Origin of the sequence: Breoghania sp., assembly GCF_030066895.1 — a bacterium.
In the GTDB taxonomy this organism is placed as follows: domain Bacteria; phylum Pseudomonadota; class Alphaproteobacteria; order Rhizobiales; family Stappiaceae; genus Breoghania.
The window spans coordinates 1-22,154 of the sequence record NZ_JASJAV010000004.1 but is presented as its reverse complement, the minus strand read 5'-3'; the positions used below and the strand labels follow the sequence as shown (position 1 = coordinate 22,154).

Below are 22,154 nucleotides of genomic sequence, written 5' to 3'. Positions count from 1 at the left end.
GGACGGTTCGTGCCGATGTGCTCAGAATTAGGGCTGAGTCGGGATCTTGTAGACCATGTCCATGTCGAACCACTTCTTGTAGGTATCGCCAAGGAAACCGCTGGTCTGCATGCTTTAGGTGGCGGTGTTCAGCCAGGACTTGAGGGCATTGTTGCCCTGCGCGATACCGATGCAGTCATAGTCGACGCTGGCGCTCGGATCCGACAGAGCCTTCGTCTTTTGATCATAGGAATTCGTCTTCTGATCATAGGAAACGGTATACTTGCCGATGTAATCGACCACGTCGACGATCGCGTCGCCACGCCCCTGGAACAGGGCCTTCACTGCATCCGGATAATTATCGAACAGGGTGATCTTCGCCTTCGGCAGGTGCGTCTTGGCGAACTCGACCGGGGTGGTGCCACGCACTTCGATCAGCTTCACATCTTCCGAATTGAGGTCCGTCAGCGACTTGAAGGGTTTGTCGGCGAGCGTCAGGGCGCTCAACGCCTCGGTCTGGGTCGGCAGTGTGAAGTCGATGACCTTTACTCGGGCGGGCGGGCGCGTCAGCGCGCCCAGAACGATATCGGCCTTTCCGGTGGCCAGGAAGGGCACGCGATCGGCGGAGGAGACTTCGACGAACTTCACGTCGACGCCCAGAAGCTCACCGAGCTTGTGCGCCACGTCGACGTCAAAGCCCTCGATTTCATTCTTGTCGTTGTATTGGCCGAGCGGCGGCAGATTCGGATTGATGCCGACGGCAATCGAGCCGGCGGAGAGGTCGCAGGCGTCGTCGATCTCGCCTCGCGAGGCGAATGGCTGGCGACACTTCCCGCCACCATCTCGCGGCCGGACCTGCTGGCACGTGGCATGAGCTGGACGGCGCGTTTGACGCTTGCCGGCGTGCCCATGTGCTGTCGACGGGCAATCCGCCGGATAGAACCGGCTGACAACGGCCAGTTGCGCGCCTTCGTTGGATCGGTCGATGCCTCCGGCGCGCCGGTTTCCGGCCCGTCCCGGGAATTCGTGGTCGATGCGGTTACCGTTGGCAACGGTCTTGCTCCCGCAACCGAAGTCACCCGCTTGCTGCGCGCCGACCATGCCTACGACAAGCTGCAAAAAGCCTGGGTGCCCAAGCTCAGCGAAGATTTCGAGATCTCCCTTCCCGGTCTCTTCGTCGTAGGTGACGGCGTAGGTATCAGCGGAGCCGCTGCGGTTGCTCTCGACGGACGCCGTGTCGACCTTCGCGTCGCGCTGAATGCCGGACGCATTTCCTCCGATACATATCGCAAACAGACGCAGGCACTTTCTGGCCATGCGGAAAAGACCAGACGTTTCGGTCAGGCGATGGCAAAGCTGATGGCGCCGCGCCTCGGCCAGATAAAGGCCGTTCCGACCGATGCGATCGTCTGCCGGTGCGAAGACGTCAAGCGCGCGGACCTCGACGCCGCTGTCAACGACGGGGCGACATCTCCCAACCAGGTCAAGGCGTGGACCCGATGCGGCATGGGGCCATGCCAGGGGCGCACATGCGGCGATATTGCTTCGGCCTTGGCCGCAATCGCGCTCGGCGAGGAGGCCCCGCCCGCTCCGCTGACCGGCGACATCGAATACACCGACCTCGAACTCCCGCCGCCGGCACCGCTATGACCCGCCAGATGATAGTGCCAGCCACAAGCCTGATGTCGTGAACCACGTGTCGAAATCTCTCCCCCTTGATGCTGCTATCATCGGCGTGGGTGCGATGGACGCCACTGTGGCACTACATCTTGCGCGCGGTGGCATGCGGGTCGCCCTGATCGACCGCGGTGAGATCTGCCGCGAGGCATCCGGCGTCAATGCCGGCACGCTCACCCTGCACATGACGCGCGCAGCTCTTATTCCCTACGCCATGAAGGGGCGCGAGCTGTAGCTCGATGCCCCCAACTGGCTGGGCATCGACGCCGGCGCCCGCTCCGCACCCAACTTTTCGCTCGCATTCACGCCTGAAGAACAGGAAATGGTGGAAAAGCGCGCCGAAAAGCGCCTGTGAAATCAATTCCGGCCTCAACCCGTCGATGATCGCGGCCGCCTATTGCGAACTCGACGACCACGTCACGTCCTACATGACCGGCCGGGCCTACCGACGCGCACTCCTCGCCGCAGATGCCACGATCATGAAACGCCATCCCCTCCCGCGATCGACCAAGAGGAGGGAACGTACGTCATCCGCATCGACGGCGCCGAGCCGGTTCGGGCGAAACGTCTGGTTCTGGCCGGAGGCGTCTGGCTGGAGCCGATGCTCGCTTGGCTGGGTCTCAAGGTGCCCGTCAAGACGCTGATCAACCAGCTCGTCGTGACAGAGCGCATGCGTCCCGTGATGCGGTCTGTCGTCGATATCGCCAACGGCCTCCTGTCACTCAAGCAGTTCGAGAACGGCACTATGCTGATCGGTGGTGGCTGGCAGGGCAAGGGAGACCGGATCCGGAGCGGCGTGGAGACGATCCCGAAGAACCTGATCGGCAACGTACAGCTGGCCCGCCATGCCATCCCGGCCCTCGGCGAAACGCGGATCAACCGCGTCTGGCTCGGGTTGGAATCGGAAACTTCCGACGCCTTGCCGATGATCGGAGCCATTCCGGACCACGATGAGGCTTACGTGATCGGCTGCGTCCATTCCGGCTACACAAGCGTTCCTTACATGGGCTAGCTTCTTGCCGAGAGAATTATCGGCCACGACCCGGAACTCCCGTTGTTCGACCCGGCGCGCCTTGTTGAAGAAAGCAAGAACATGGAGATAAGCTTGTGATCCCTGCAGGTGAGCATCCCTTTCGCGGCATATATGCGGCCACGCTGACGCCGTTCCTCCCTGACGGGAGCATCGATGAGGATACGCTGCATGCGCATTTTCTGAGCGTCACGGCAGAACCCAGCATCGTCGGGATCCCCTGCAACGGCCATGCGGGTGAATGTTTTCTCCTGAGCCACGAGGAACGGCGTCGGGTAACGGAACTCGCCAGGCAAACCATTGGTGACACGCACATCATCGTCTGCGGCATCCTTGCGGAATCAACGGAAGAAGCCACCGCTCACGCCGTCGACGCGGCTGAAGCCGGTGCCGATGTCGCGCTTGTCTTTCCACCGTTCTCCTGGGCCCTGTCGCAAGACGACACCATGGCCGTGACACACCACAGACGGGTCGACGAAGCGTCCGGCCTGCCGATGATGCTGTATCAGGCCGGAGTTTCCTCGAAACTGGCCTATACGCAGGATGTTCTGGCCAGCCTTTCCGTCTTGCCCGGTGTCGTCGGCATCAAGGAGGGAAGCTGGGAGAGCAATGCCTACTAGCACAACCGTCGGTTGGTGGCACAGGTCGCCCCTCATGTGGAGGTCATGGCCTCGGGCGACGAGCATTTTCTGTCCTGCTTCGTTCAAGGTAGCACAGGCAGCATCGTGAGCCTCGCTGCCATCATGCCTGCCGATATCGTTGCGCTCGACAGGACCGTGCAGGCATTGGACCTGAAGACGGCCGTCGAGATCCATCTGCGGATCCAGCTCCTTGCCAACGCAATTTACTGCCTGGCGCCTTCAGGACATGCAACGGCGCGCCTGAAGGCTGAGATGGAATTGCTCGGCCGGTGGAAGAGCGGAACCCCGCGTCCACCCATAACGTAATTGAAAGAGGAGGAAATCGAGATGTTGCGCAATGCTCTGGCCGGAGCCGGCCTCCTATCCCCCCATTCGTTTTCGGCAGCATGATCATGGAAGAGCAGACGCCAATGGGGGCTGGCGGTCTTCCGGCCATTGACCTGCAGCCGGAGGTTTCTCTGGCAGAACGCGCCTACGAACAACTTGAACAGCTGATCCTGACGAAGGCGCTGCCCGGCGGCAGCACCGTCGTGGAAGGACGCCTGGCCAAGCAACTCGACATTTTGCGCACGCCCATGCGCGAGGCGATCCTGAGGCTTGCCGCTGAGGGGCTACTCATCAAGCAGGGCTCGCGATCCTTCGCGGTGCGCAAGGTGCAGCCCGTTGAGTTCTTCCAGGCATTGAAGCTGCGCGAGCTCATCGAAGCGGAAGCGGTTGAGCTTGCGATCGGCAAGATCCCGCACAAGGACATCGAAGCCTTGCGGCAGGAGATCATCCGCCTCGGCCAGCGCGACGTTCAGGAGACCGCGCACTGGGAAATCGACGACCGTCTGCACATGCTTTTTCCCGAAGCTCTCGGCAACGTCGTTATGGTCCGGGTGCTCAAGAACCTGCGTATCAGCACCCGCCTGTTCGAGCTGTCCAGCGCTGCCGGACGTGTCCAATCCGATGCGACCGAGCACCTGGCCATTCTGGATGCCTTTGAAAAGGGCGACGCCCGCAGAGCCCGGGCGGCGATGGTCACCCATCTGCGCAACGTGGCGGCGGAAACCCTCGATATCGTCAGCGGCCGCGATCCGGGTGGCCTGAAACGGAGAAATCTGAAATGAGTGAGTACGATCTGGTCATCAAGGGAGGTACCGTTGTCACCGGTGTCGACGTCATCAAGTGCAAAGTAGGCGTCAACGGCGAGCAAATCGCCGCGATCGGCACGAACCTGCCGGGCGCACGAACCATTGGTGCATCGGGTCTTCTTGTCATGCCGGACGGCGTGGACAGCCACTGCCATATCGAGCAGCTGGAGCCGGACGGCTTCATCCACGAATAAACCTTCGCCACTGCGGCGCAATCGGCCTTCGCGGGCGGAACGACGACGGTCATTCCCTTCGCCCCCCAGTTCAAGGGCGAGCCGATCGGCGCGCATCTGCCGGACTACCGCGCTCCCGCCGCGAAATCACAGATCGACTATTCGTTGCACCAGATGGTCACCGACCCAACAGACGCGGTCGTCTCCAACGAATTGCCCGCAATCGCGGAAGGTGGCGTCGGCAGCTTCAAGGTGTTCCTGACCTACGATCTGTTGCACGTCGACGACGGCCAGTTCATCTCCGTTCTGGAAGCGGCGAAACGCACCGGAGCCATCGTCTGTGTTCACTGCGAGAACTACGAGGCGATCCGCTGAAGTTCCGAGAAGCTTCTTAAGGAAGGCAAGACACGCAGCCCGCCGCCCATGCATGGTCGCGGCCGAGAGTGGTGGAACGCGAAGCGACCTATCGCGCCATTGCATTGGCGGAATTCGTCGATACGCCGATCCACATCTTCCACACCTACTGCGCCGAAGTGGCGGAGGAAGTCGCCCGCGCCCAGGCCCGCGGCGTGAAGGTGACTGCGGAAACCTGCCCCCAGTATCTCATTCTCTCTGCCGCCAACATGGATCGCCCCGGCAAGGAAGGGGCGAAGTACATGTGCAGCCCGAGCCCGCGCGATGCGGCCGACCATGCCGGATTGTGGGGCATGATCCGGCGCAGCGTGCTGGACGTGCTGTCCTCCGATCACTGCAGCTACAGCTTTGCAGGCAACAAGGGCAAATGGAGCTGAACGGCAACGACGTCGACTTCACGAAGATCCCAAACGGCATTCTCGGCCTTGCCGCCCGTCTGCCGCTGATCTTCAGCGAGGGTGTCGCAAAGGGCGAGATTGATCTCACGATCTTCGTCCGCCTGACCGCGACGAACCCGGCCAAACGCTTCGGCCTGCACCCGCGCAAGGGCACGATCGCACCGGGCGCCGATGCGGATCTCGCGCTTTGGGATCCCGAGCGCAAGGCCACGACCACCAACAAGTTCAACAAGCTGATGCAGCACACGATCGACTACACGCCTTATGAGAGGATCGAAGTGACTTGTTGGCCGGTTAAGACGATCGCGCGCGTGGTGATGGAAGACGACAAGGTGACCACCGAGGAAGGTCGCGACCTCTTCCTCAAGAGCAGCCGGACAAGCGCCGACTAATCGTGCTTCCTTACCCATCAACCTGCGCGGCGGTGACAACGCTCATCGCCGCGCAGTTTTCTTTCACAACTTTGTCTTTCGGTCGAGATCGACAGCAAGCTGCGTCGCTTCACCGGCGCAATGTCCGACACAAGAGCGAAAATCTCCCTGTTCCGGTCAGACGATACGGAGAACGCTGTCGCCCACAGAAACGACGGCCCCCAGCCGTAGGACACGCGGTGCCGTGTCATTCAGCCTTTGCTGATCGACGAACGTTCCGTTGGTCGAACGGGCACCTCCTCCGTCGCCATCGGCAACGGATGCCCCCCCCCTCGCGAAACGAGCACACAGTGTCGGGAAGAAACTTTCCCATCCCGACTCAAGACAAGGTCAGCCCAGGCCGGGTCTCGCCCGATCTTCAAGAGCCCGTCCTTTGAGCGGCCCGCAGCAAGATCGACGGCCATGCCCTTGTGGGGGCCGAAGATCATCTGAACCTTGCTCGACAAGCCGTTTCGCTGTCCACCTGCCGCATGCACCCCAGAAATCCGGCCTTTTGCACTTGATGAATGGAGCGGATGCGATCGGACTTTCGACCGTGTCGGTGCCTGATCGACGAGATCGGAGGCAAACACGAGGTCTTCGGCACAGTTATATGCGGGCAGACGGTTCGGATTGAGAGAGCCCAGACCGAACTTGGTCAAAATGGAGAAGGCCCGCTTCATCCTCCAGCCAACCGTCGACGATACAGGATTGCGATGCGCAACCCTCAACCCGCAGCAGAACCGCCCGAGGGACCACCAGCCCAATACGACCTCACAGAGTAAGAGGTGAAGCGCCAATCCGAGCGGAATACTCAACCAGAACCACGTCGCGATCAGCGAGAATACGCCACGCCCTGTGGGCAGAGCCCCGCGCGCGAGATTCCATATCGCAAGGACCAGAAGGAAATCGATCGCCAACGCAGCGATGGAAAGTTTGGCAAGTGCTTGTTCGCGGCTTTCTTCCACGCTACCCCCTACCCCATCATCAGGAAAACGATGATGGCCGAAACCGTGGCACTAAGCGTGAAGACCAGCAGGAACGTTGCGCACCTGTCGATGACAAGAAGATCCGCGTCAAACGTAAGTCTGTAGCTTGTCTTCATCAGCGCAACCGCGACAGCAAGTCCGGCTACCGTCAGCATGAACACCAGACCATCCGGAAGATTTCTGCCGCCGGATGTTTTCATGCCCATATCAACGAGAAGATGCAGGCTCAAGAACGTCAGGAACAATCCGAAGAGACAGCTCAAGACGAGTCCGACCAAACGCCAGCCCTCCTCCTTCGATCTGGAACCTCCTCCTTCGATCTGGAAAGCGAAGCGGTGATCAGCGAGATTGTCCAACCAATCGAGCAGGTCCCGATCACGAAGACCAGCAAGCGCCCCGACGGTTGTGCGGTCAAAGGCCCCAGAATACTGACGGTCTCGCTCGTCCCTGCGTCGTCGTCCTTTGTCGAAAAACATTTCCAAAAGCGAACTGGACGAACCCAAGAAGGCAAGAAGAGCACCAATCGACTGCAGCGGCGACTTGACAACCATGTTCCAGTAGTACGCGACATCGCCGCGAAATCCGTCCGGCAACTCCGTCCATTTCAGGAATTGAGCCTCCGATCCGGATTTCCCCGCCCCACCGCCGGAAGGACCTCCGCCCTGGCGGTTAACCGGCTCGCGTCGTCTCTTTTGTGCCATGGCTCGTCCCGTTTGGAGACCACGGTCTCACCCGATGTATCAGAAGCAGTTGAGCGTCGCCGATTTGGCCGGATCGTTCAGATCGATTTCGCACTGGCCCAGCAGGCTCGCGATCACGAAAGATCCCTCCTGTAGCGACGAACTCCAGGCTTTCCGCTTCTCGTCGTGATTGACGACGACACACTTGTAGCGATATCGGCCCTGCACGCACGCTCCCGTGAGATAGCCTGTGCCATCTCCGTTATCGGTCATGATCGCGCTATCCGGCGTGAAGATGTTGAAGTGATTGATCTTCGAATAGTCTTCCGGAAACTTGAAAGAGACGTAGAGGCTTTCGCCGCATTGATCCTCGCTTGGCGTGAACTCGGCAAGCTCAGGGGTGCTGCCGAAGTCAGTTGCGGGCTCCTCGGTCGAGGTTGCGGCAGGGATAACCTTGGGAGCATCCTGCAATGCCGCGGACTTCCGTTCAGCCTTCTGAAGAGCAGGTGAAGCCTGCGGCTCGGCCTTCTGACCGGGGAGAGCCTCTTTTCCCGCATCCGCCACGACGATCGCATCCTGTGCCGGGACATCCCGTTCTGTCAGCTTGGCGAGCAACTTGATCTGCTTTTCCGCGTCTTCACGCCAGTTCTCCACCTCTTCCTTGGAGGTGAAACTGTCGATCGTATTGAGCGCAACGGGTTCCTTCTTATTGCCGTCGGGCACCGACACACGCACCCATTCATCCGAGAGATCATGCGGCTCCACCGACACCGTCTCCACTCCACCTCGGATGCTCCGAGGCGGAGCCCTACCTCTCAACACGACCTCGATCAGACCGTTCGGCAGCAGCGTCGCGCTCTCCACCTCGCTGGGATCGCCTTTTTTCAGAACGTCGGCAGTGAATTTCTCCAGCTGCGACTGCGCCAACCGGAATTCCTTGATCGAGGGGACGGCCGCGGTTCGGTCATCACCGCCGGCACCGGCCACACACCCTGCGCAGGCGCCACGCGAACGTTCTCCAAGTCCATCAAGGCGGTTGCGGCGATATCCGATTGCGCAATTTAGCCCCTCTCGCTTGCCAGCCTGAACAGCTCGGCGCGTTGATAGGCACTCAAAATGCCCGTCGGCCGATAGCCTTGAGATTCCTGAAACTCCGCCGCAGCGCGACGGCTTCCCGGACCATAGTCGCCATCGATCCGCATCCTGTAGAAACCGAGAACTTTCAGGGCGCCCTGGATATCTCTGACATCCTCTTCGATGCGGGTCAGAATGGCTTTCTGATCAGCCTGGGTGACAGTTCTGCCGGGCTGAACGAGCACGCGCTTCTTGTTGCAGTTCAGACAGCCGGCCCACCGCTGATCGCGCCCATACTGCGGTTCTATTTCCTTGCGAAAAACGATCGGTGCGGCCACCAGGGCCGTGTCGATGATGATCGCTCCGGCATTGCCCTTGGCAAGCCCCATGACAACCACGCCGGCCCCGATGCCCTGAAGCACCTTGATCCCGAAATCCGAGTTTTTGCTTCGGCCCTTCTTCTTCGGTTTGTTCATTTTCTTGAAGAAATTGCCGATGCTGTCGGCCTGAGCCTCCCCGGACACATATCGGGCAACAAGCTTCGGAGCCGACAAGGGCGCAAGGACCATCCCTCCTACCAGGACTCCGACCATTCCCGTCCTGAGTACCGCGTTGATGGTCATTCCAATCTCCCGTCGTTCAAGGATTGCATCAATGTGCCCGCGACAAGGATGCTTTGACGTCACCGAATTGAAGTTCACGCACGCCGTCGATCACGACCAGCTGCAACCCAACGCGCTGCCTATCGGCCGAGGTCCCACTAGAAGAGCCGCGTGGCGCCGCGAAACAGACGAATGATTGAGAACACAATCTTTATTGGGCGCTCTGCTAAGGGTCGCGAGTTCGACATGGTCGCCCACCCCGGGATTGGCGCCATGCGAAGAAACCGGATATTGAAAAACTTTGCCGTCCTCATCGAAGCCCGAAAGTATCCAGACCGTCCCATCTGACGTCTCGGAGCGTTCCGCCCCGAGTTTGGCCATGAGAACGCAACTGCCGAGCACGATCTCCGATCTGTCATGCACGGGGCGGAATTGGCCCGCCTTCAGTTGCCCGCTATCGACGACGGTGCCGTTGGTGGATTCCAAATCGGTAATGGTCAAATCCCCCACCGGATGACGGTATGGCGGCGCGATATTGTGCCATCGTCAATGCCAATGTCCGCATCACCTCCCGCAAGCCCCAGAACGATCCCCGAAGTTTCAAGCTGATCAAGGTAGGGCCCAAGCGGGAAGACCATGCCATCCGCGCGTCGCACAAGATCGACGGCAAGGCCCGGTTCCGCTTGGTGAAAAGTCGTCACCTCCACGGGGCTCACGACTTCCGTGAAGCCATCGACAGGCTCGCTGTCCACGTCCCTTCCATATCCGATCGATGTTCTCCCCGCCCCCGGCACGCGATCGCGCATGACAACGGAAAGCCCCGCCAGCGACAGCAGCGCCAACGACAAGGTGGAAATCGTTCCCAGAGCCCACAGCTCGTCCATCGTGTTGCCCGAATGGCGGCGCCCGCTCGAGACTTGCGGCGTGACGTTCTCTTCCTTCAAGGCCGCCAGAACTTCGCGCACGCGCACGGAAGACTCCAACGCCCCCGGCGTCTGGAAGCGAACAACGCCGTCCCGCTTCATGGCGTTCGAGAGATCTCCCAGATTGAATTCGGCAACCTGGCTAAGCGTGTTGACGCCGATGACGCGTTGGCAGCGATCCAGAAGCGGGCCGCCGCTATTGCCTGCATTCACCTTCGCGCTGTGCTGAATGGTGAGGCGGGCAGTTCCCGACACCTGACGCTGAACGGTACCGGTCGAGATGGTTGCGTCCGTCATGACCACGGCCTTGTCCGCAACCGTCAGCTTGCCATGCGAGGACACCGTCGCCAGGTCATCGGCTGCGCCCGGAAAACCGATTGCCCCGACCTAGTCCCGCTTATGCAATTGGCTTTCGTCGATATCGGCGAGGGTCAGCACCTCCCCCGGCACATCGCTCAACCCCCGAAGAATTGCGAGATCCTGATCCCGGTCGTGCCACATGATCCGCATCGGCACCTGTTCGACCTTGTCGTTCTGCCGATAGAACACATAGAGATCATCCGCGTTTCGAATGACGTAATAGTTGGTTACGACGATCCCCGGCTCCGCCACCTTGAAGCCCGTACCAAACGACAAGACGCGGTGCTTGCCATTCTTCGAGATGTTGACGACCCGATAGACGCCGCTTTCAACGTCACTTCCACTGGTCGTCGTGACGAACAGGACGGCCGCGATAACGGCCAGGGCAATCCCTTTAAGGTAAGGAATAGAGCGGTTTTTTCAACAGTACCGAAAAATTCATTTCAAAAGTCCAACATGCCGCCACATTGTGCGATGAATTCAATTCCCGTTACGGTAGCATTGGGTATATTCCGGATAACTTCAAGATTATACGACAGATGCCGATATATAAATTTCGCAGATGATGGTTTGTAAATAGCCATTTATCGAACTAGGGGGTAGTTCGGAAGGAATGGACGCAAAAAATACGATATCTCCAGGAACGATACTGCGTCAGTAACGGCTGGAGAAAGTGATCGGCCAGGGCGGTTTCGGGATTACCTATCTCGCTTACGACACGGAGCTGCCGCGCGACGTCGCTATCAAGGAATGCTACCCGCATGATTTCGTATCGCGCGACGGAACGACCGTGGGTTCCCACCGGGTCCGACACGAAGGTGGACTACGACTGGGCCGTCGACAAGTTCATCGCCGAAGCGACGACCCTGGCGAAGTTTCGCCACCTCGGGATTGTTCAGGTCTTGCAGATCCTGAAAGGGGAAAACAACAGCGCCTACATGGTGCTGGAGTATGTCGACGGCCAATCCCTCGACCAATGGCTGAAATCACTCCCTACGGTACCGAGCCAGGTCCAGCTTGAAACCGCCATCGCGCCGATGCTCGACGCGCTCGCCGCCGTCCACAAGGCGGACTTCACACATCGCGACATTGCACCCGACAACATCTTCATCCGCAAGAACGGAGAGGCTGTCCTGCTGGATTTCGGAGCGGCAAAACTGACCGCCGCCCAACACAGCAAGACGATGCATCAGATCGTCAAGAACGGCTATTCGGCTCCCGAGCAGTATTACGAGGAAGGCCGACAAGGTCCGTGGACCGACATCTACGCCTTCTCCACCACCCTTTACCAATGCCTCTTCGGGAAAAAGCCGATCGACGCCATGGCGCGGCTCGATGCCCTTCACAACGAGGAGCCCGATCCCCTACCGCCCTTGGAGGCGTTGGGACTTGAAGGCTACGACCCTGCGTTTCTGGCAGCGATCAGCAGGGGCCTATCTCCTCAGGCCAAAAACCACCCGCAGGATGTCGAAACATGGCGCGCAGAACTCCTGGGGACGCAAGCCGGTGAGCCCCAATCGGCTCCTCCCGGACAGGTAAGCACGGAGCCCCGTTCTACGCCGCAAAAGGCAACTTCACCTCAGCCAAACACCGGCACCGAGCCTACTCCGCAAACCGGCAATAGATACCGACTGGTCGCAGCCGCAGCAGTCCTGGCCGTACTCGTCGCCGCAGAGGCGGCGGCGGTTTCTGGTTCTACAGACAGCAACAGGCACAGGCGGAAAACGCCGCCTGGAAGGCCGCCTCCGATCTTGATACGCGCAGTGCCTACGAGACGTTCACCCACGCTTTTCCCGGGGGCAAACATTCAGGCGACGCCAAGGCTGCCCCCTGAGCAAACTTTCCGCCCCGTGGGAGATCACGCTGGACAAGGGCCTTGGACTAGGGGTCGCAACGACGGATGACGCCATCATTCTTGCCGGTCAGATCGATACCGGGGGAGAGCTTGGAAAACAGGCGATCGTCTACAACCTCTCCCTTTCTGGGAAAGTGCGCTGGAGCACGACGTTCGGCGCAAAAGAGGATGACGGCTTTCATTCCGTTCAGGTCCTGCCGGATGGCAGCATCGTGGCCGTCGGGCAATCCAACCTCGACAGGAAAGAGCCGTCGCAGGGGATCGTCGCGGTATTCTCTGCGGATGGAAAGCTCTCCTGGTCGCGAAAGTTCGGCGGCCCCGGCACGTACAGACTGCTCGCCTCCACTCGATTATCCAACGGCAACATCGTTGCCGCCGGTTCCTCCATGCACATCGCAGGCAGCACTCCCCGCGGCTGAGTGCTGACATTGTCGCCGCGCGGAGAACTCATCAGCGAACGCACCTTCGATGCGCCGGGTAGCAGCGTCTTCCGGGCAATCGCAAGCACTCCGGACAACAGCCTTCTGCTCGCCGGAGAAGCTGGAGCAGTTCACGACCGGCAGAAAACGACAGGCTCATCCCAATTCTGAGTCATGAAACTGTATTCCGACGGAACCGCCCTCTTCAACCGATCATTCGGCGGACGGGCAGCGGACCGCATCAACGATCTTTCCGCCGGTGCCGACGGCAACTTCGTGATGGTGGGAGAAACGAGGAGCTTCGGCACACAGACCAATGACGGCATTCTCGTTCGCCTGACAGCCGGGAACAAGACGCCGCCGAAACCTCTCGTTCGCGACGGCGATGACACCTTGAACGGAGTTGCCGTGTGCAATGACGGAACGATCCTGGCCGTCGGATATACGAATTCCGAGACCGCCAAGGGAATATCCGCCTGGCTGCTCCAGCCTTCCGCCGACATGCGCACCGTCGAAAACGAAAAAATCCTGAACGCGCCAAGAGAGGCGAGCGCTCAAGATATTGCCCTTCTCGATGACGGGATTTTCGTCGTAGCCGGCACAACGAGAGCGGATAAAAACGCGGAAATGCTGATCTGGCTACGGCGTATGCCGCTGAGGTAATTGTAAAATAAAGAAAATAAACTACCTGTTAGCTATGCTTTACAGGCGTTTAGATCAGGTTTTATACTCAGCTCAAGGGCAATTCCATTTCGGATTAAACCTTCAGGGGGCATATGCGTTTCAAATTTATATTTTTGGCCGCAATGGTGGGACTCATCGGTAACGCCCACGGCGCCGAAACCCGGCTCGACGCCGATTGTCATCTGCGCGCGCAGGGTGAGAGCTCCTCTTTCGAATGCGGCTTCAGAAGTCGCGAGCCCAAGGCCGTAAAGCGGGTTGAACTTACCGCCAATGGTGATCCGCTCGACGGCGTTTCGTTTCAATCCTTTTCGGACGGTGACGGCAAGGCGGCCTGGCTGTTCCTGATCGACCGCTCGAACCCGCGCCGCGCAGCCACGGTCAGACGCAGCGTTGAACTTGTCGAAGATCTCTACGCACGCTCCAATGCCCGCAACATCATGGCGGTCGCGACCTTCGCCGGTGAGATGCAGGTTCTGATCTCGCCGGGCGATCCTTACGCTGATGTCGCGGAAAGGCTGAAGGACGTGCGCGCGGACGGCGCCGCGACCGCCTTCTACTTCACCGCACTTCAGGCGATCGACGTCCTGAAAGGCGTCGATGCCGAGCGGCGCGCCCTGGTAATCATCTCCGACGGCAAGGCGGAAGACACCGCCTACACCCATGCGGACGTCATCAAAAAGGTAAAGGAAACCGGCGTCGTCATCTATGGCATCGGCTTCGCGGAAAAGCCCTCTGAAACCGTCGATTTACAACAGGTGGAGCGGCTCGCTTCAGAAACCGGTGGCCCATTTGTCAGCGCGGTCGGAGACGCTCCCCTGCCCGCCAGTTTCCTGTACGACTTCACGAACTATCTGACCAATGGCGGTTCCGTATCGGCTCCCTCCGACGATATTTCGGGCGAAATCTCCCTCGCGCTCAAGATCGCCTATGATGACGGGGCATCGTCCACGAGTGAGGAATTCAGTCTCTACAAGGAGCCCTCGGCTCCCGTGGTCGTGACAACCGATCCCCCGCCCCCGGCGCCCCCTCTGCCGCTGATCGGAAAAATCTACAAGAACTTCGAGGACTTCTGGCCGCAAGCCTCGGATTGGGCCGCGCAGAATTCGGCGGTTGCCTGGGTGCTGCTGGCCGCCGTGCTCCTGTTCCTCCTGTCCCGTAGCAAATCGGGGTAAGAAGACCTCCCGATTGCAGATCCGGCACTCGAAGAGGACGAGGAAGAGGTTCAAACCGAAGTTCTCGCCGACGACGACATTCGCACGACCATCGTCCCCAATGGTCAGAATCTTGGCTATTTCGAACCTCTGGACGGCAGAGAGATCTTCGAGATCCGGGAGCAGAACGTGACCATCGGCCGTCATTCGGAAAACGACTTTCAACTGAACGACGATACGGTTCATCGGCACCACGCCGTCTTCCACATGTCACCCGACAAGCAGCCCGTTATCACCGATCTCGACACCGAGAACGGCGTCGTCGTCAACGGCCAGCGGATCTCCAAAACCGAGTTGCACTCCGGAGACGTCATCGAATTCGGTGAAGCGAAGTTCCGCTTCGTATCTCAGCAGTAGCGCTCCCTGACCGGCTTCAAACCGAAAGGTGCCAACCGAAAGACAATGTCATGAACGACGATGAACGCACCCGGGTGATCAAGCGCACGCCTGCCGCCAAGCCCGAAGGCTCCGATGACGCGACCTCGGTCCTCGAGCGCACCCAGACCAATCGGGACAGCGCTCGCGAACCGCAGACCCGCATCCTCGCAGGCGTAGACCAGCCGTCCTCCGGCACCGACAACGCAGCCGATGTCTATGAACTGACGGTGAGCTGGTTGGTGGTCATCGCAGGCCCCGGCCGAGGCGCGTCCCGCGAAATCTCCTTCGACATGGATAGCGTCGGCCGCAATCCCGATTAGCGCATTCCCATCGATTTCGGCGATGAAAGCATCTCGCGCGATAGCAACACCTACATGGTCTACGACGAAATGCAGCACGACTTTTACGTCCGGCACGGCGGCAAGGCCAATCTCGTGCGCCACAATGGAAAACCGGTGCTCGCGCCGACGCAGCTTTCGCACGGAGACATTCTCGATATCGGAGCAACGAAGCTGATGTTCGTCCCCTTGTGTTCGGAGACGTTCAACTGGTCGGATTCCGACCTGGCATGACGCTTCGCTGGGATATCTCCGACATCCAGATCATCGGCGATCACGCCAACCAGGAAAACTACTGCCGCTTTCATCGTGACGGAGACGCGGTGCTTGCCGTGCTCGCCGACGGCATGGGGGACATGCGGCCGGAGAGGTCGCCGCCAAGCTCGCAGTCGATACGTTTCTGGACGCTTGCGTGCAAGAAGGGCGACCCTGATCCAACAGCTTCATCCCCGCTCTGAACGCGGCCAACCAGGCGATTGCGCGAAGCGTCGCGGCCGATCCGGCTCTCGAGGGCATGGGGCTGTACCCTCGTCGCAGTCGAGATCGGCGAAGACATGCTACGCTGGATCAGCGTCGGAGATTCAAGCCTCTTTCATCTCGCAAGCGGCCCGCTTCTCAAGATTAACGCGGATCATTCCATGGCCGCCCAGCTGGCTGCTCTCGTGCGAAAAGGAGAGATTACCGCAGAGCAGGCTGGCAAGGATCCATCACGCCACATGCTGCTCTCCGCCCTCACCGGAGAGCACATCGCCCGCACCGATTTCAAACCCAAAGGCGTACCGATCGAGCTAGGCGATATCATCACACCCTGACCGCTGCGCAAATTGGCGCGACGCTCGAAAGCTGCCGAAGCTGGAGTGCGGCCGACATCGACAGGGCTTTGGCATCCGCGGTGATCAAAAGCGGCAAGAGTGGACAGGACAACACCACGATCATGACCTTATGCGCTCGCGCGTAGAAAGACGTCGCCAACGTCATGACCATCAGTGCGATCCAGAAGATCGTCATTGCCGGAATGAGCCCGAACCGGTCAGACAGAAATCCGCTGATTATCACCGGAATGGAAATGCCCACATACGCATAGACAAAGAGCCTGTCCGTTGCCCTGGCCCGGTTTTCAGGCGCACGCATCGAGAACTCGGAAAGGACTGAGAGATACGTGAAGCCGTAGCTCGCTGCGCTTGTAACCGCGGTTCCGAGCAGAACAAGCGCGCCGGCGCCAAAACCGAGTGAGGTGGCAGACGTTACGAGGAGTGCAGCACGGCGTGTATTCTTTTCTCCAAGTATCTTGGACATATAGGCTATGCCGGCTGCCATCACCCGCGCCGTGCCAATTCCCAACATCAAACGCGCCGATACGAGTGTGCTCCACCCTAGGAAAACCGCGATCAGGCCCGTCGCCAGAACCGATAAAACCAGCGTGCCGACCAGAGGAAGTCGCCGACAGCCCCTGTCGGACAGCCCGTCAACAAGCATCAAGGTCGACATCAACTCTACGACATAGAAAGCAAAAGCAATCGAGATCGCTGCGGCACCCACCCCGCTCGCTTCAGCGTATGCGTATGAATTGTAGAGGGCCACCTGCAATCGAACGATCCGGTGGAGAGGTCTATCCACGGCGACGCGGGGTTATCGCGAGCTCAGGGAACGCGGGCTCGTCGTCGGGGAGATCGGCAGAGGCGTATTCGCCAAAGATCAGGGCGTACCGCCGCCCCTCGGAGTTGAGCAAGTTGCTCCGAACGGCTTGATCGACCTTGTCTTCAACATGCCGAGTTCAGACGGAGATCCGGACCGAAATATAAAGAGAGAGCCGAGAGGTCTGACCTGCAATGGGCCTGCTATCCGCAGCGGTGCCCGCCCCCTCGCCCGCAGCACGACACCGGGAATCCGCTCCGTCGGCATACTATGACGCCAATCAAGCTGACGATAACGCACCGACCTCAGCAGAAAAGTTCAGGATGAACGCGTTAAACGCGCGTTCTCCCTCGTGTGAGAACGTCAGGATCCGCGTCCGCCGATCGCGCTTGGCCCAGCCGAGTTCCTCGATGCGCGTTAAGAATGCCCGCCCGAGATTGCCCACGAGATGTGCACACCGCTCGTTCCAATCAAGACATTCGCGGCAAAGAGGAGCTCGCGCAGCGCGGAGTTTTCCGACATCGATGCCGAAGCACATCATCACATCTGCGCCCTTCGGGGTCAGATGTGGCACATCATCTCCGACAATAACGTGGCGGTTTTCCAAGAGCGTCTCGTACCCGCCTCCGAGGCAAGTTCCGTCGCCATCAGCGCCTTCCCGGCCATGAGTGCCGTCAGAATATTGGCGCGCGCGGGTTCACCGATCAGGGCAGCGATTACCGCAATATCCGGGCCTTCCTTCATACTGTACCCTCCCATACTTCGATCTTTGCCGAAGCATTGGCCCGACGCAAGACGCTATGTGTGTCGGGCGAAGAAGATGAGACAGATATGCTGACCTGCATCATCCGCTATCACATCACCCCCACGAAGAAAGCCGCATTCGCGGAATATTCGCGCAATTGGGGCCAGGCCATTCCCCGTTGCGGCGCAGACCTCATCGGCGACTACGCGCCGCACGAAGGCTCGTCCACACTTGCTTACAGTATCTACAATATCGACAGCCTTGCGGCCTATGAAACCTACCGGGCGCGTCTCGCGGCCGATCCCTTAGGCCGGGAGAACTATGAATTTACCATGCGCGAGAAGTTCCTTCTCCGGGAAGATCGGACCTGGCTCAAATGCGTGTCAACGCCTCATGGAGCACCCGCATGATTGCCGTCATCTTCGAAGTCCATCGGCGGATGGTCGACACGACGAATATCTCGACATCGCCGCTGCCATGCTCTCCCAATTGAACAAGGTCGAAGGCTTCATCTCCGTCGAGCGCTTCGAGAGCCTGACAGAGCCGGGCAAGATCTTATCGCTGTCGTTTTTCGACGATGAAGCCTCGGTTCGACGCTGGCGAGAGCTTGCTGCACATCGCACCGCTCAGAAAAACGGCCGGGCGGGTCTCTTCGAGGATTACCGATTGAGGATCGCAGAAGTGGTTCGGGACTACGGACTGTTCAATCGGGCCGATGCCCCGGACGATAGCCGTGCGTTCCACGATCAAGTGCGCGAGTGAGGGAACGGAGCGCCGGCGCCCCTCGCCGCAGCATGGACAGGCGGCCCGGAGGATGACATCCGTGGAGGACGGTGGCGAAGAAGGTGGGATTCGAACCCACGAGACGGTTGCCCGCCTGCCGGTTTTCAAGACCGGTGCCTTCAACCACTCGGCCACTTCTCCGTGAAGGAGCCCTTCCTTTGGGGGGATGCAAGCGGCTTGTCAAGCGGTGCGGAGGGATAATGTGTGGCTTCGCGGCACCGCACGCGCCTCCTCTGCCCACGTGAGCGCATTCAAGGACATCGAGAGGAGAACGCCCCTACTCCGCGTCCTTCTTCAGCATGTATCCTAGTAAACGAATGGATTCGATCGGGTCGTAGCCAAGCTGCATCTTCAACTTCTTGCGAAGCTTGGAGATATGACTTTCCACGACGCTTTCATCGACGTCTTCGTTGGAAATACCATAGACCGCATTGTAGATCTGCGTCTTGGTCACCCGGCGACCGTGGTTACGGGCCATGAATTCAAGGATACGACGTTCGCGACGCGGCAAAGCGTATTCCTCACCCGCAACGAGCGGGTCCCGGCCGTCAAAAAACACGCGAATGCTGCCAACCTGCATGTCGTTGGTGCCTTCAACCGCACGCCGACGGATCGTGCTGACGCGGGCCATGATCTCACGCACGTGGATCGGCTTGCGCAGAACATCGTCGACCCCGGCAGCAAACAGCTCTAGCGTCTGCTCAAGACACGTCTTCTCGTTCAGTGCCAGAACAGGCACCTGGCGAACCCGGCTGCGGATGATACGCGGATAACTGTGCCGTTCCTTGCAGTCTCCAATGAGAAACGCATCCACCGCAGTCAATTCGTCCTGCGGCATCGTGGTCACCCAGTCACTAAACTCATCCGGCGGCAGTCCGAGCGAAGAACCCCCTTCTCGTTCGAAGCCGGAAGCATAGCCCGAGGTGACTATCTCTCTGTTGTCTACGATGATGAACACGGTGATCAACCCTTGAATACTCAGCCGAGATCATCCGTAAAAGAAAATATTAAGGGAGATCAAATAATAATGATATCACGCAAATTCCTATTATAATAAATTGTTAAAAATCGGTAACCGGTGCGTCAAAAAAATGAATAAAATCTAATATATTGCACTTTTCAAAGAAAATAACGCCAATTCTCTCCATCGGCAAGTTTTCATAAAATTTGAAGTTTCGCTTGGTTAAATCTTTTACTCGGCAAATCACAACCGTACAGTTGGACACGTGCAGAAACACGCGGAATTCTGAAGACAAATGCCACTGACAGGTTACGCAGACACACATTCGCTTCGCGATAAACATTAATCGGATGATGCGAAATGTAACTTGTCCGGCCGACAGTATCGTCAGCGTCCGCAAAACAGAAAAGGCCGGATACATTCATCCGGCCTTTCAAGGGCGCATCGCGGCACGTTTTATCGAAATGGGAAAAGTTGCCCCGGAGATTAGGTAGCGGGCTCGTTCATATCCGCGGAAAGCGATCGGGCCAGCGCGTCGAAGGGGGCGCCGGCGATTCTGTCGCGCCCGCCCTGGCACAGCGCATCGTAGATTCGCGGCACGATCTGGCAGGCATAATCGAGTTGCGGATCGTTGCCGGACTGATACCCGCCCATCAGCAGCAGATCGCACGTGTCTTCATAGCGAGCAATCAGACCTTTCAGTCGAAGCACGAGTTCACGCTGCTCCGCCGTCCAGGCATGCTGGGCCAGACGGGAAATCGACGCCAGCACGTCGACGGCCGGATAACGACCGGAATCCGCAATCGCTCGGCTCAGCACGATGTACCCATCGAGAATGCCGCGGATGCTGTCGGCCATCGGATCGTTGTGATCGTCGCCATCAACGAGGACGGAGAAGACGCCCGTGATCGCCCCGCCACTGTTGACGCCCAGCCCCACCCTTTCCAGAAGACGGGGAAGCTCGGAAAAGACGCTCGGCGTATAACCGCGCGCAACCGGCGGCTCGCCCGCCGCCATTGCCACGTCGCGCGCTGCATGGGCGAAGCGGGTAGTTGAATCGATGATCAGCAGGACGGATTCCCCGCAGTAGCTGAAATGCTCGGCGATCGTCATGGCCGTCTTCGGCGCCATTCGGCGCATCATCGGGCTTTCATCGCCGGTTGAGATGACCACGACCGATTTCTCGATCGCCTCACCCAACGCGTCCTCGATGAATTCGCGCACTTCGCGCGACCGCTCGCCGACGAGGCCGACCACGACCGTATCGAAATCGCCGGACCGCGCGAACATGGACAGGAGCGTCAACTTGCCGACGCCGGAACCAGCGAAGATGCCGACCCACTGACCAATGTACAGCGGTGTAAAGAGATCGACCACCCGCACCCCGGTTCGAACCAGCGTCGTCACGCGGGCACGCTTGAGCGTCGGCGGCGGATCGCGATCAAGGGAGACGGCGCGCGTTCCTGCTGGAATAAGCCCCTTGTCATCGACCGGCTGACCGAGCGCATTGACTACCCTTCCCTTCCACGACGGATCGGGATGGATCGTCAGCCCACTGACGCGATAGATCCGTGTATCGATGCCGACGGCCGTCTGCCGATTGTATGGCTTGACGATGGCCTCGTCCTCATCGAGACGGATGATCTCGCCGCGCTGGACCTTGTCCTTGGTTTCCAGAACGACCGTATCGCCGAGGCACACGAAGGACGACAGCCCGACGACCCAGTAAAAGTTCGGCGCGACCTCCTGAAGCGTGGAGGCCACCGTCCGCTCAAGCTTGTTCATCGCCCAGCATTCCTATATGGCGCTGGCGCAGCGCTTCCAGAACGCTCAACGGCAGATGATTGTTCGGATCGGACGTCAATCCCTCAACGCCTGCCGGCATTGCCGGGGGCAGGTCGCCCGCCTCCCCGCCATCCGCTGTCAGTGCGGCGGGCTGAACGGGAAATCTCGCGGCAGCTGCTTCGGGACATAACCATTGAAAGAGATCGGTCGGATCACCGGAAACCGCCTCGGCGACGGTCTGGGTCTCGATGGGCGCATCCGGGTCCTCAACCACATCAGAAGATCCGGAAGTCGCGACCTGTACGATGTCCGAATTGAAATGATCGGACACCGCATCCCCCACCATCGCCATGCAGAGAAAGGCGCCCATGCCCGCCGGGCCGTCGAGCGCCATGCCGTAAAGCGCACTGCCCGCATAGCGTGCCTCCTGGGAAATCTCGTCGCCCGTTACGGCGCGGTAGAGATCCCCGATCAGCGGCAACTGTTGAAGCGGGTTCAACGTGTCGACGAGATCCGCGAAACCGAACCCCTTGTCGTCGACCGTCATCGCAGACCACCCGCTCACGGCACTCGCGCTTTGCGAAATCCGCAGCGGATTGGGCTGCGGCAGAGAGACATCGGCGGGGTCCGTTGGTTTGCCGATAGGGGCCACGGTCAATTCGCTCATGATGTCTCGCCCAGCTCCTCGATCGCGCGTTGCTGATTTTCCGAACCGGAGTCGATCATCTTGGAGATGCTTTCGAAGGTTCGCGTGAGTTCGATCATCTTGGTCATCTCACGGATCGGATTGACGTTGGATCCTTCCGTGTAGCCCTGCGCAATCCCGTTCTCGGAGAATTCCAGAATGGGGTTTGCGGGCTTGTCGGGAACAACGGCC

Annotated in this window: 30 protein-coding genes, 1 tRNA gene and 3 pseudogenes; 20 read left to right on the top strand and 14 right to left on the bottom strand. The window is 59.4% G+C overall.

Annotated features, from left to right (window positions below):
• Positions 1 to 114: 114 nt before the first annotated feature.
• Positions 115 to 684: a transporter substrate-binding domain-containing protein gene (locus QNJ43_RS07260; protein ID WP_300469032.1), complete on the bottom strand. Its 570-nt coding sequence runs from the start codon at positions 682 to 684 to the stop codon at positions 115 to 117.
• Here QNJ43_RS07260 and QNJ43_RS07255 point away from each other — a divergent pair.
• From QNJ43_RS07255 to QNJ43_RS07215, 9 genes and pseudogenes are all read left to right on the top strand, one after another.
• Complete coding sequence (locus QNJ43_RS07255) at positions 655 to 1,629, top strand: (2Fe-2S)-binding protein (RefSeq protein ID WP_300469030.1); 975 nt, start codon at positions 655 to 657, stop codon at positions 1,627 to 1,629. The two genes, QNJ43_RS07260 and QNJ43_RS07255, sit on opposite strands and share 30 nt — an antisense overlap.
• A 37-nt stretch (positions 1,630 to 1,666) precedes the next feature.
• Complete coding sequence (locus tag QNJ43_RS07250) at positions 1,667 to 1,891, top strand: FAD-dependent oxidoreductase (RefSeq protein WP_300468652.1); 225 nt, start codon at positions 1,667 to 1,669, stop codon at positions 1,889 to 1,891.
• Between the two features lie 162 nt (positions 1,892 to 2,053).
• Positions 2,054 to 2,668 carry an FAD-binding oxidoreductase gene (locus QNJ43_RS07245; RefSeq protein ID WP_300468650.1) on the top strand — a complete coding sequence of 205 codons (615 nt, stop codon included), beginning with the start codon at positions 2,054 to 2,056 and terminating at the stop codon, positions 2,666 to 2,668.
• Between the two features lie 95 nt (positions 2,669 to 2,763).
• Positions 2,764 to 3,633, top strand: a pseudogene (locus QNJ43_RS07240) (dihydrodipicolinate synthase family protein).
• 86 nt (positions 3,634 to 3,719) lie between these two features.
• The gene (locus QNJ43_RS07235; protein ID WP_300468647.1) at positions 3,720 to 4,436 is read left to right on the top strand and encodes a GntR family transcriptional regulator; all 717 of its coding nucleotides are present in this window, start codon (positions 3,720 to 3,722) and stop codon (positions 4,434 to 4,436) included.
• The gene (locus tag QNJ43_RS07230; protein WP_300468645.1) at positions 4,433 to 4,654 is read left to right on the top strand and encodes a hypothetical protein; all 222 of its coding nucleotides are present in this window, start codon (positions 4,433 to 4,435) and stop codon (positions 4,652 to 4,654) included. Before QNJ43_RS07235 ends, QNJ43_RS07230 begins: the two co-directional genes overlap by 4 nt.
• A gap of 144 nt (positions 4,655 to 4,798) precedes the next feature.
• Positions 4,799 to 5,008, top strand: coding sequence for a hypothetical protein (locus QNJ43_RS07225; RefSeq protein WP_300468642.1), 210 nt, complete (start codon positions 4,799 to 4,801; stop codon positions 5,006 to 5,008).
• Between the two features lie 68 nt (positions 5,009 to 5,076).
• Positions 5,077 to 5,424, top strand: coding sequence for a hypothetical protein (locus QNJ43_RS07220; protein WP_300468639.1), 348 nt, complete (start codon positions 5,077 to 5,079; stop codon positions 5,422 to 5,424).
• Positions 5,415 to 5,837 (top strand): amidohydrolase family protein, encoded by a 423-nt coding sequence (locus QNJ43_RS07215; RefSeq protein WP_300468637.1) that lies wholly within the window; start codon positions 5,415 to 5,417, stop codon positions 5,835 to 5,837. Before QNJ43_RS07220 ends, QNJ43_RS07215 begins: the two co-directional genes overlap by 10 nt.
• Positions 5,838 to 6,831: 994 nt before the next feature.
• Here QNJ43_RS07215 and QNJ43_RS07210 read toward each other — a convergent pair.
• The 6 genes from QNJ43_RS07210 to QNJ43_RS07185 all read right to left on the bottom strand — a co-directional run bounded on the left by QNJ43_RS07210 (position 6,832) and on the right by QNJ43_RS07185 (position 10,759).
• Complete coding sequence (locus tag QNJ43_RS07210) at positions 6,832 to 7,437, bottom strand: hypothetical protein (RefSeq protein WP_300468635.1); 606 nt, start codon at positions 7,435 to 7,437, stop codon at positions 6,832 to 6,834.
• A 147-nt stretch (positions 7,438 to 7,584) separates the two neighbouring features.
• Positions 7,585 to 8,511, bottom strand: coding sequence for a hypothetical protein (locus tag QNJ43_RS07205; RefSeq protein WP_300468632.1), 927 nt, complete (start codon positions 8,509 to 8,511; stop codon positions 7,585 to 7,587).
• Positions 8,512 to 8,585: 74 nt separating this feature from the next.
• The gene (locus tag QNJ43_RS07200) at positions 8,586 to 9,221 is read right to left on the bottom strand and encodes a peptidoglycan-binding domain-containing protein (protein WP_300468628.1); all 636 of its coding nucleotides are present in this window, start codon (positions 9,219 to 9,221) and stop codon (positions 8,586 to 8,588) included.
• A 90-nt stretch (positions 9,222 to 9,311) separates the two neighbouring features.
• Positions 9,312 to 9,701 carry a hypothetical protein gene (locus QNJ43_RS07195; protein WP_300468625.1) on the bottom strand — a complete coding sequence of 130 codons (390 nt, stop codon included), beginning with the start codon at positions 9,699 to 9,701 and terminating at the stop codon, positions 9,312 to 9,314.
• On the bottom strand, positions 9,698 to 10,465 hold the full coding sequence (locus QNJ43_RS07190; RefSeq protein ID WP_300468621.1) for a hypothetical protein: 768 nt from the start codon (positions 10,463 to 10,465) through the stop codon (positions 9,698 to 9,700). The genes QNJ43_RS07195 and QNJ43_RS07190 overlap by 4 nt, the downstream gene beginning before the upstream one ends.
• A 45-nt stretch (positions 10,466 to 10,510) precedes the next feature.
• On the bottom strand, positions 10,511 to 10,759 hold the full coding sequence (locus tag QNJ43_RS07185) for a S1C family serine protease (protein WP_300468618.1): 249 nt from the start codon (positions 10,757 to 10,759) through the stop codon (positions 10,511 to 10,513).
• Between the two features lie 485 nt (positions 10,760 to 11,244).
• Between QNJ43_RS07185 and QNJ43_RS07180 the strand changes: the two genes are divergently transcribed.
• The 9 genes from QNJ43_RS07180 (at position 11,245) to QNJ43_RS07140 (ending at position 16,180) form a co-directional block, all read left to right on the top strand.
• Positions 11,245 to 12,387 carry a serine/threonine-protein kinase gene (locus tag QNJ43_RS07180; protein WP_300468614.1) on the top strand — a complete coding sequence of 381 codons (1,143 nt, stop codon included), beginning with the start codon at positions 11,245 to 11,247 and terminating at the stop codon, positions 12,385 to 12,387.
• 85 nt (positions 12,388 to 12,472) lie between these two features.
• Positions 12,473 to 12,757 carry a hypothetical protein gene (locus QNJ43_RS07175; protein ID WP_300468610.1) on the top strand — a complete coding sequence of 95 codons (285 nt, stop codon included), beginning with the start codon at positions 12,473 to 12,475 and terminating at the stop codon, positions 12,755 to 12,757.
• A 174-nt stretch (positions 12,758 to 12,931) separates the two neighbouring features.
• Entirely contained in the window at positions 12,932 to 13,420 is a 489-nt protein-coding gene (locus QNJ43_RS07170) for a hypothetical protein (protein ID WP_300468607.1), read from the top strand.
• A 143-nt stretch (positions 13,421 to 13,563) separates the two neighbouring features.
• The gene (locus QNJ43_RS07165) at positions 13,564 to 14,613 is read left to right on the top strand and encodes a VWA domain-containing protein (RefSeq protein WP_300468605.1); all 1,050 of its coding nucleotides are present in this window, start codon (positions 13,564 to 13,566) and stop codon (positions 14,611 to 14,613) included.
• 12 nt (positions 14,614 to 14,625) lie between these two features.
• Entirely contained in the window at positions 14,626 to 15,009 is a 384-nt protein-coding gene (locus QNJ43_RS26865) for an FHA domain-containing protein (RefSeq protein WP_346432904.1), read from the top strand.
• Positions 15,010 to 15,059: 50 nt separating this feature from the next.
• Positions 15,060 to 15,350, top strand: a complete 291-nt coding sequence (locus tag QNJ43_RS07155; RefSeq protein ID WP_300468603.1) for a hypothetical protein — start codon at positions 15,060 to 15,062, stop codon at positions 15,348 to 15,350.
• 54 nt (positions 15,351 to 15,404) lie between these two features.
• Entirely contained in the window at positions 15,405 to 15,602 is a 198-nt protein-coding gene (locus tag QNJ43_RS07150; protein ID WP_300468599.1) for an FHA domain-containing protein, read from the top strand.
• The gene (locus QNJ43_RS07145) at positions 15,599 to 15,826 is read left to right on the top strand and encodes a hypothetical protein (protein ID WP_300468597.1); all 228 of its coding nucleotides are present in this window, start codon (positions 15,599 to 15,601) and stop codon (positions 15,824 to 15,826) included. The genes QNJ43_RS07150 and QNJ43_RS07145 overlap by 4 nt, the downstream gene beginning before the upstream one ends.
• 96 nt (positions 15,827 to 15,922) lie before the next feature.
• Positions 15,923 to 16,180, top strand: coding sequence for a hypothetical protein (locus tag QNJ43_RS07140; protein ID WP_300468594.1), 258 nt, complete (start codon positions 15,923 to 15,925; stop codon positions 16,178 to 16,180).
• Here the strand turns inward: QNJ43_RS07140 and QNJ43_RS07135 are convergent.
• Both QNJ43_RS07135 and QNJ43_RS07130 read right to left on the bottom strand, forming a co-directional pair.
• Complete coding sequence (locus QNJ43_RS07135; protein ID WP_300468592.1) at positions 16,170 to 16,949, bottom strand: MFS transporter; 780 nt, start codon at positions 16,947 to 16,949, stop codon at positions 16,170 to 16,172. The genes QNJ43_RS07140 and QNJ43_RS07135 overlap by 11 nt on opposite strands.
• A 334-nt stretch (positions 16,950 to 17,283) precedes the next feature.
• Positions 17,284 to 17,747, bottom strand: a pseudogene (locus tag QNJ43_RS07130) (hypothetical protein).
• 87 nt (positions 17,748 to 17,834) lie between these two features.
• Between QNJ43_RS07130 and QNJ43_RS07125 the strand changes: the two are divergent.
• On the top strand, positions 17,835 to 18,158 hold the full coding sequence (locus QNJ43_RS07125) for an NIPSNAP family protein (protein ID WP_300469026.1): 324 nt from the start codon (positions 17,835 to 17,837) through the stop codon (positions 18,156 to 18,158).
• A pseudogene (locus QNJ43_RS07120) lies at positions 18,155 to 18,510 on the top strand (antibiotic biosynthesis monooxygenase). Before QNJ43_RS07125 ends, QNJ43_RS07120 begins: the two are co-directional and overlap by 4 nt.
• Positions 18,511 to 18,582: 72 nt before the next feature.
• On the opposite strand, the gene QNJ43_RS07115 reads toward QNJ43_RS07120, so the two are convergent.
• The 5 genes from QNJ43_RS07115 to QNJ43_RS07095 all read right to left on the bottom strand — a co-directional run.
• A tRNA-Ser gene (locus tag QNJ43_RS07115) sits at positions 18,583 to 18,672 on the bottom strand.
• A 136-nt stretch (positions 18,673 to 18,808) separates the two neighbouring features.
• A complete protein-coding gene (locus QNJ43_RS07110; protein WP_300469024.1) occupies positions 18,809 to 19,489 on the bottom strand; it encodes a response regulator transcription factor in 681 nt (226 codons plus the stop codon).
• 489 nt (positions 19,490 to 19,978) lie between these two features.
• On the bottom strand, positions 19,979 to 21,277 hold the full coding sequence (locus tag QNJ43_RS07105; protein WP_300468590.1) for a FliI/YscN family ATPase: 1,299 nt from the start codon (positions 21,275 to 21,277) through the stop codon (positions 19,979 to 19,981).
• Positions 21,264 to 21,944: a hypothetical protein gene (locus QNJ43_RS07100; protein WP_300468588.1), complete on the bottom strand. Its 681-nt coding sequence runs from the start codon at positions 21,942 to 21,944 to the stop codon at positions 21,264 to 21,266. Before QNJ43_RS07100 ends, QNJ43_RS07105 begins: the two co-directional genes overlap by 14 nt.
• Positions 21,941 to 22,154, bottom strand: a 214-nt coding sequence (locus QNJ43_RS07095; protein ID WP_300468586.1) for a flagellar basal body rod C-terminal domain-containing protein, incomplete at its 5' end; no start/stop codon positions are given. The genes QNJ43_RS07095 and QNJ43_RS07100, both read right to left, overlap by 4 nt.

Bases quoted from the DNA above. Each gene is read 5' to 3' on its own strand.
- QNJ43_RS07235 (WP_300468647.1), top strand. From the start codon at position 3,720: ATGGAAGAGCAGACGCCAATGGGGGCTGGCGGTCTTCCGGCCATTGAC.
- QNJ43_RS07230 (WP_300468645.1), top strand. From the start codon at position 4,433: ATGAGTGAGTACGATCTGGTCATCAAGGGAGGTACCGTTGTCACCGGT.
- QNJ43_RS07215 (WP_300468637.1), top strand. From the start codon at position 5,415: ATGGAGCTGAACGGCAACGACGTCGACTTCACGAAGATCCCAAACGGC.
- QNJ43_RS07200 (WP_300468628.1), bottom strand. From the start codon at position 9,221: ATGACCATCAACGCGGTACTCAGGACGGGAATGGTCGGAGTCCTGGTA.
- QNJ43_RS07180 (WP_300468614.1), top strand. From the start codon at position 11,245: ATGATTTCGTATCGCGCGACGGAACGACCGTGGGTTCCCACCGGGTCC.
- QNJ43_RS07170 (WP_300468607.1), top strand. From the start codon at position 12,932: ATGAAACTGTATTCCGACGGAACCGCCCTCTTCAACCGATCATTCGGC.
- QNJ43_RS07165 (WP_300468605.1), top strand. From the start codon at position 13,564: ATGGTGGGACTCATCGGTAACGCCCACGGCGCCGAAACCCGGCTCGAC.
- QNJ43_RS07155 (WP_300468603.1), top strand. From the start codon at position 15,060: ATGAACGACGATGAACGCACCCGGGTGATCAAGCGCACGCCTGCCGCC.
- QNJ43_RS07150 (WP_300468599.1), top strand. From the start codon at position 15,405: ATGGTCTACGACGAAATGCAGCACGACTTTTACGTCCGGCACGGCGGC.
- QNJ43_RS07145 (WP_300468597.1), top strand. From the start codon at position 15,599: ATGACGCTTCGCTGGGATATCTCCGACATCCAGATCATCGGCGATCAC.
- QNJ43_RS07140 (WP_300468594.1), top strand. From the start codon at position 15,923: ATGCTACGCTGGATCAGCGTCGGAGATTCAAGCCTCTTTCATCTCGCA.
- QNJ43_RS07125 (WP_300469026.1), top strand. From the start codon at position 17,835: ATGCTGACCTGCATCATCCGCTATCACATCACCCCCACGAAGAAAGCC.
- QNJ43_RS07105 (WP_300468590.1), bottom strand. From the start codon at position 21,277: ATGAACAAGCTTGAGCGGACGGTGGCCTCCACGCTTCAGGAGGTCGCG.
- QNJ43_RS07100 (WP_300468588.1), bottom strand. From the start codon at position 21,944: ATGAGCGAATTGACCGTGGCCCCTATCGGCAAACCAACGGACCCCGCC.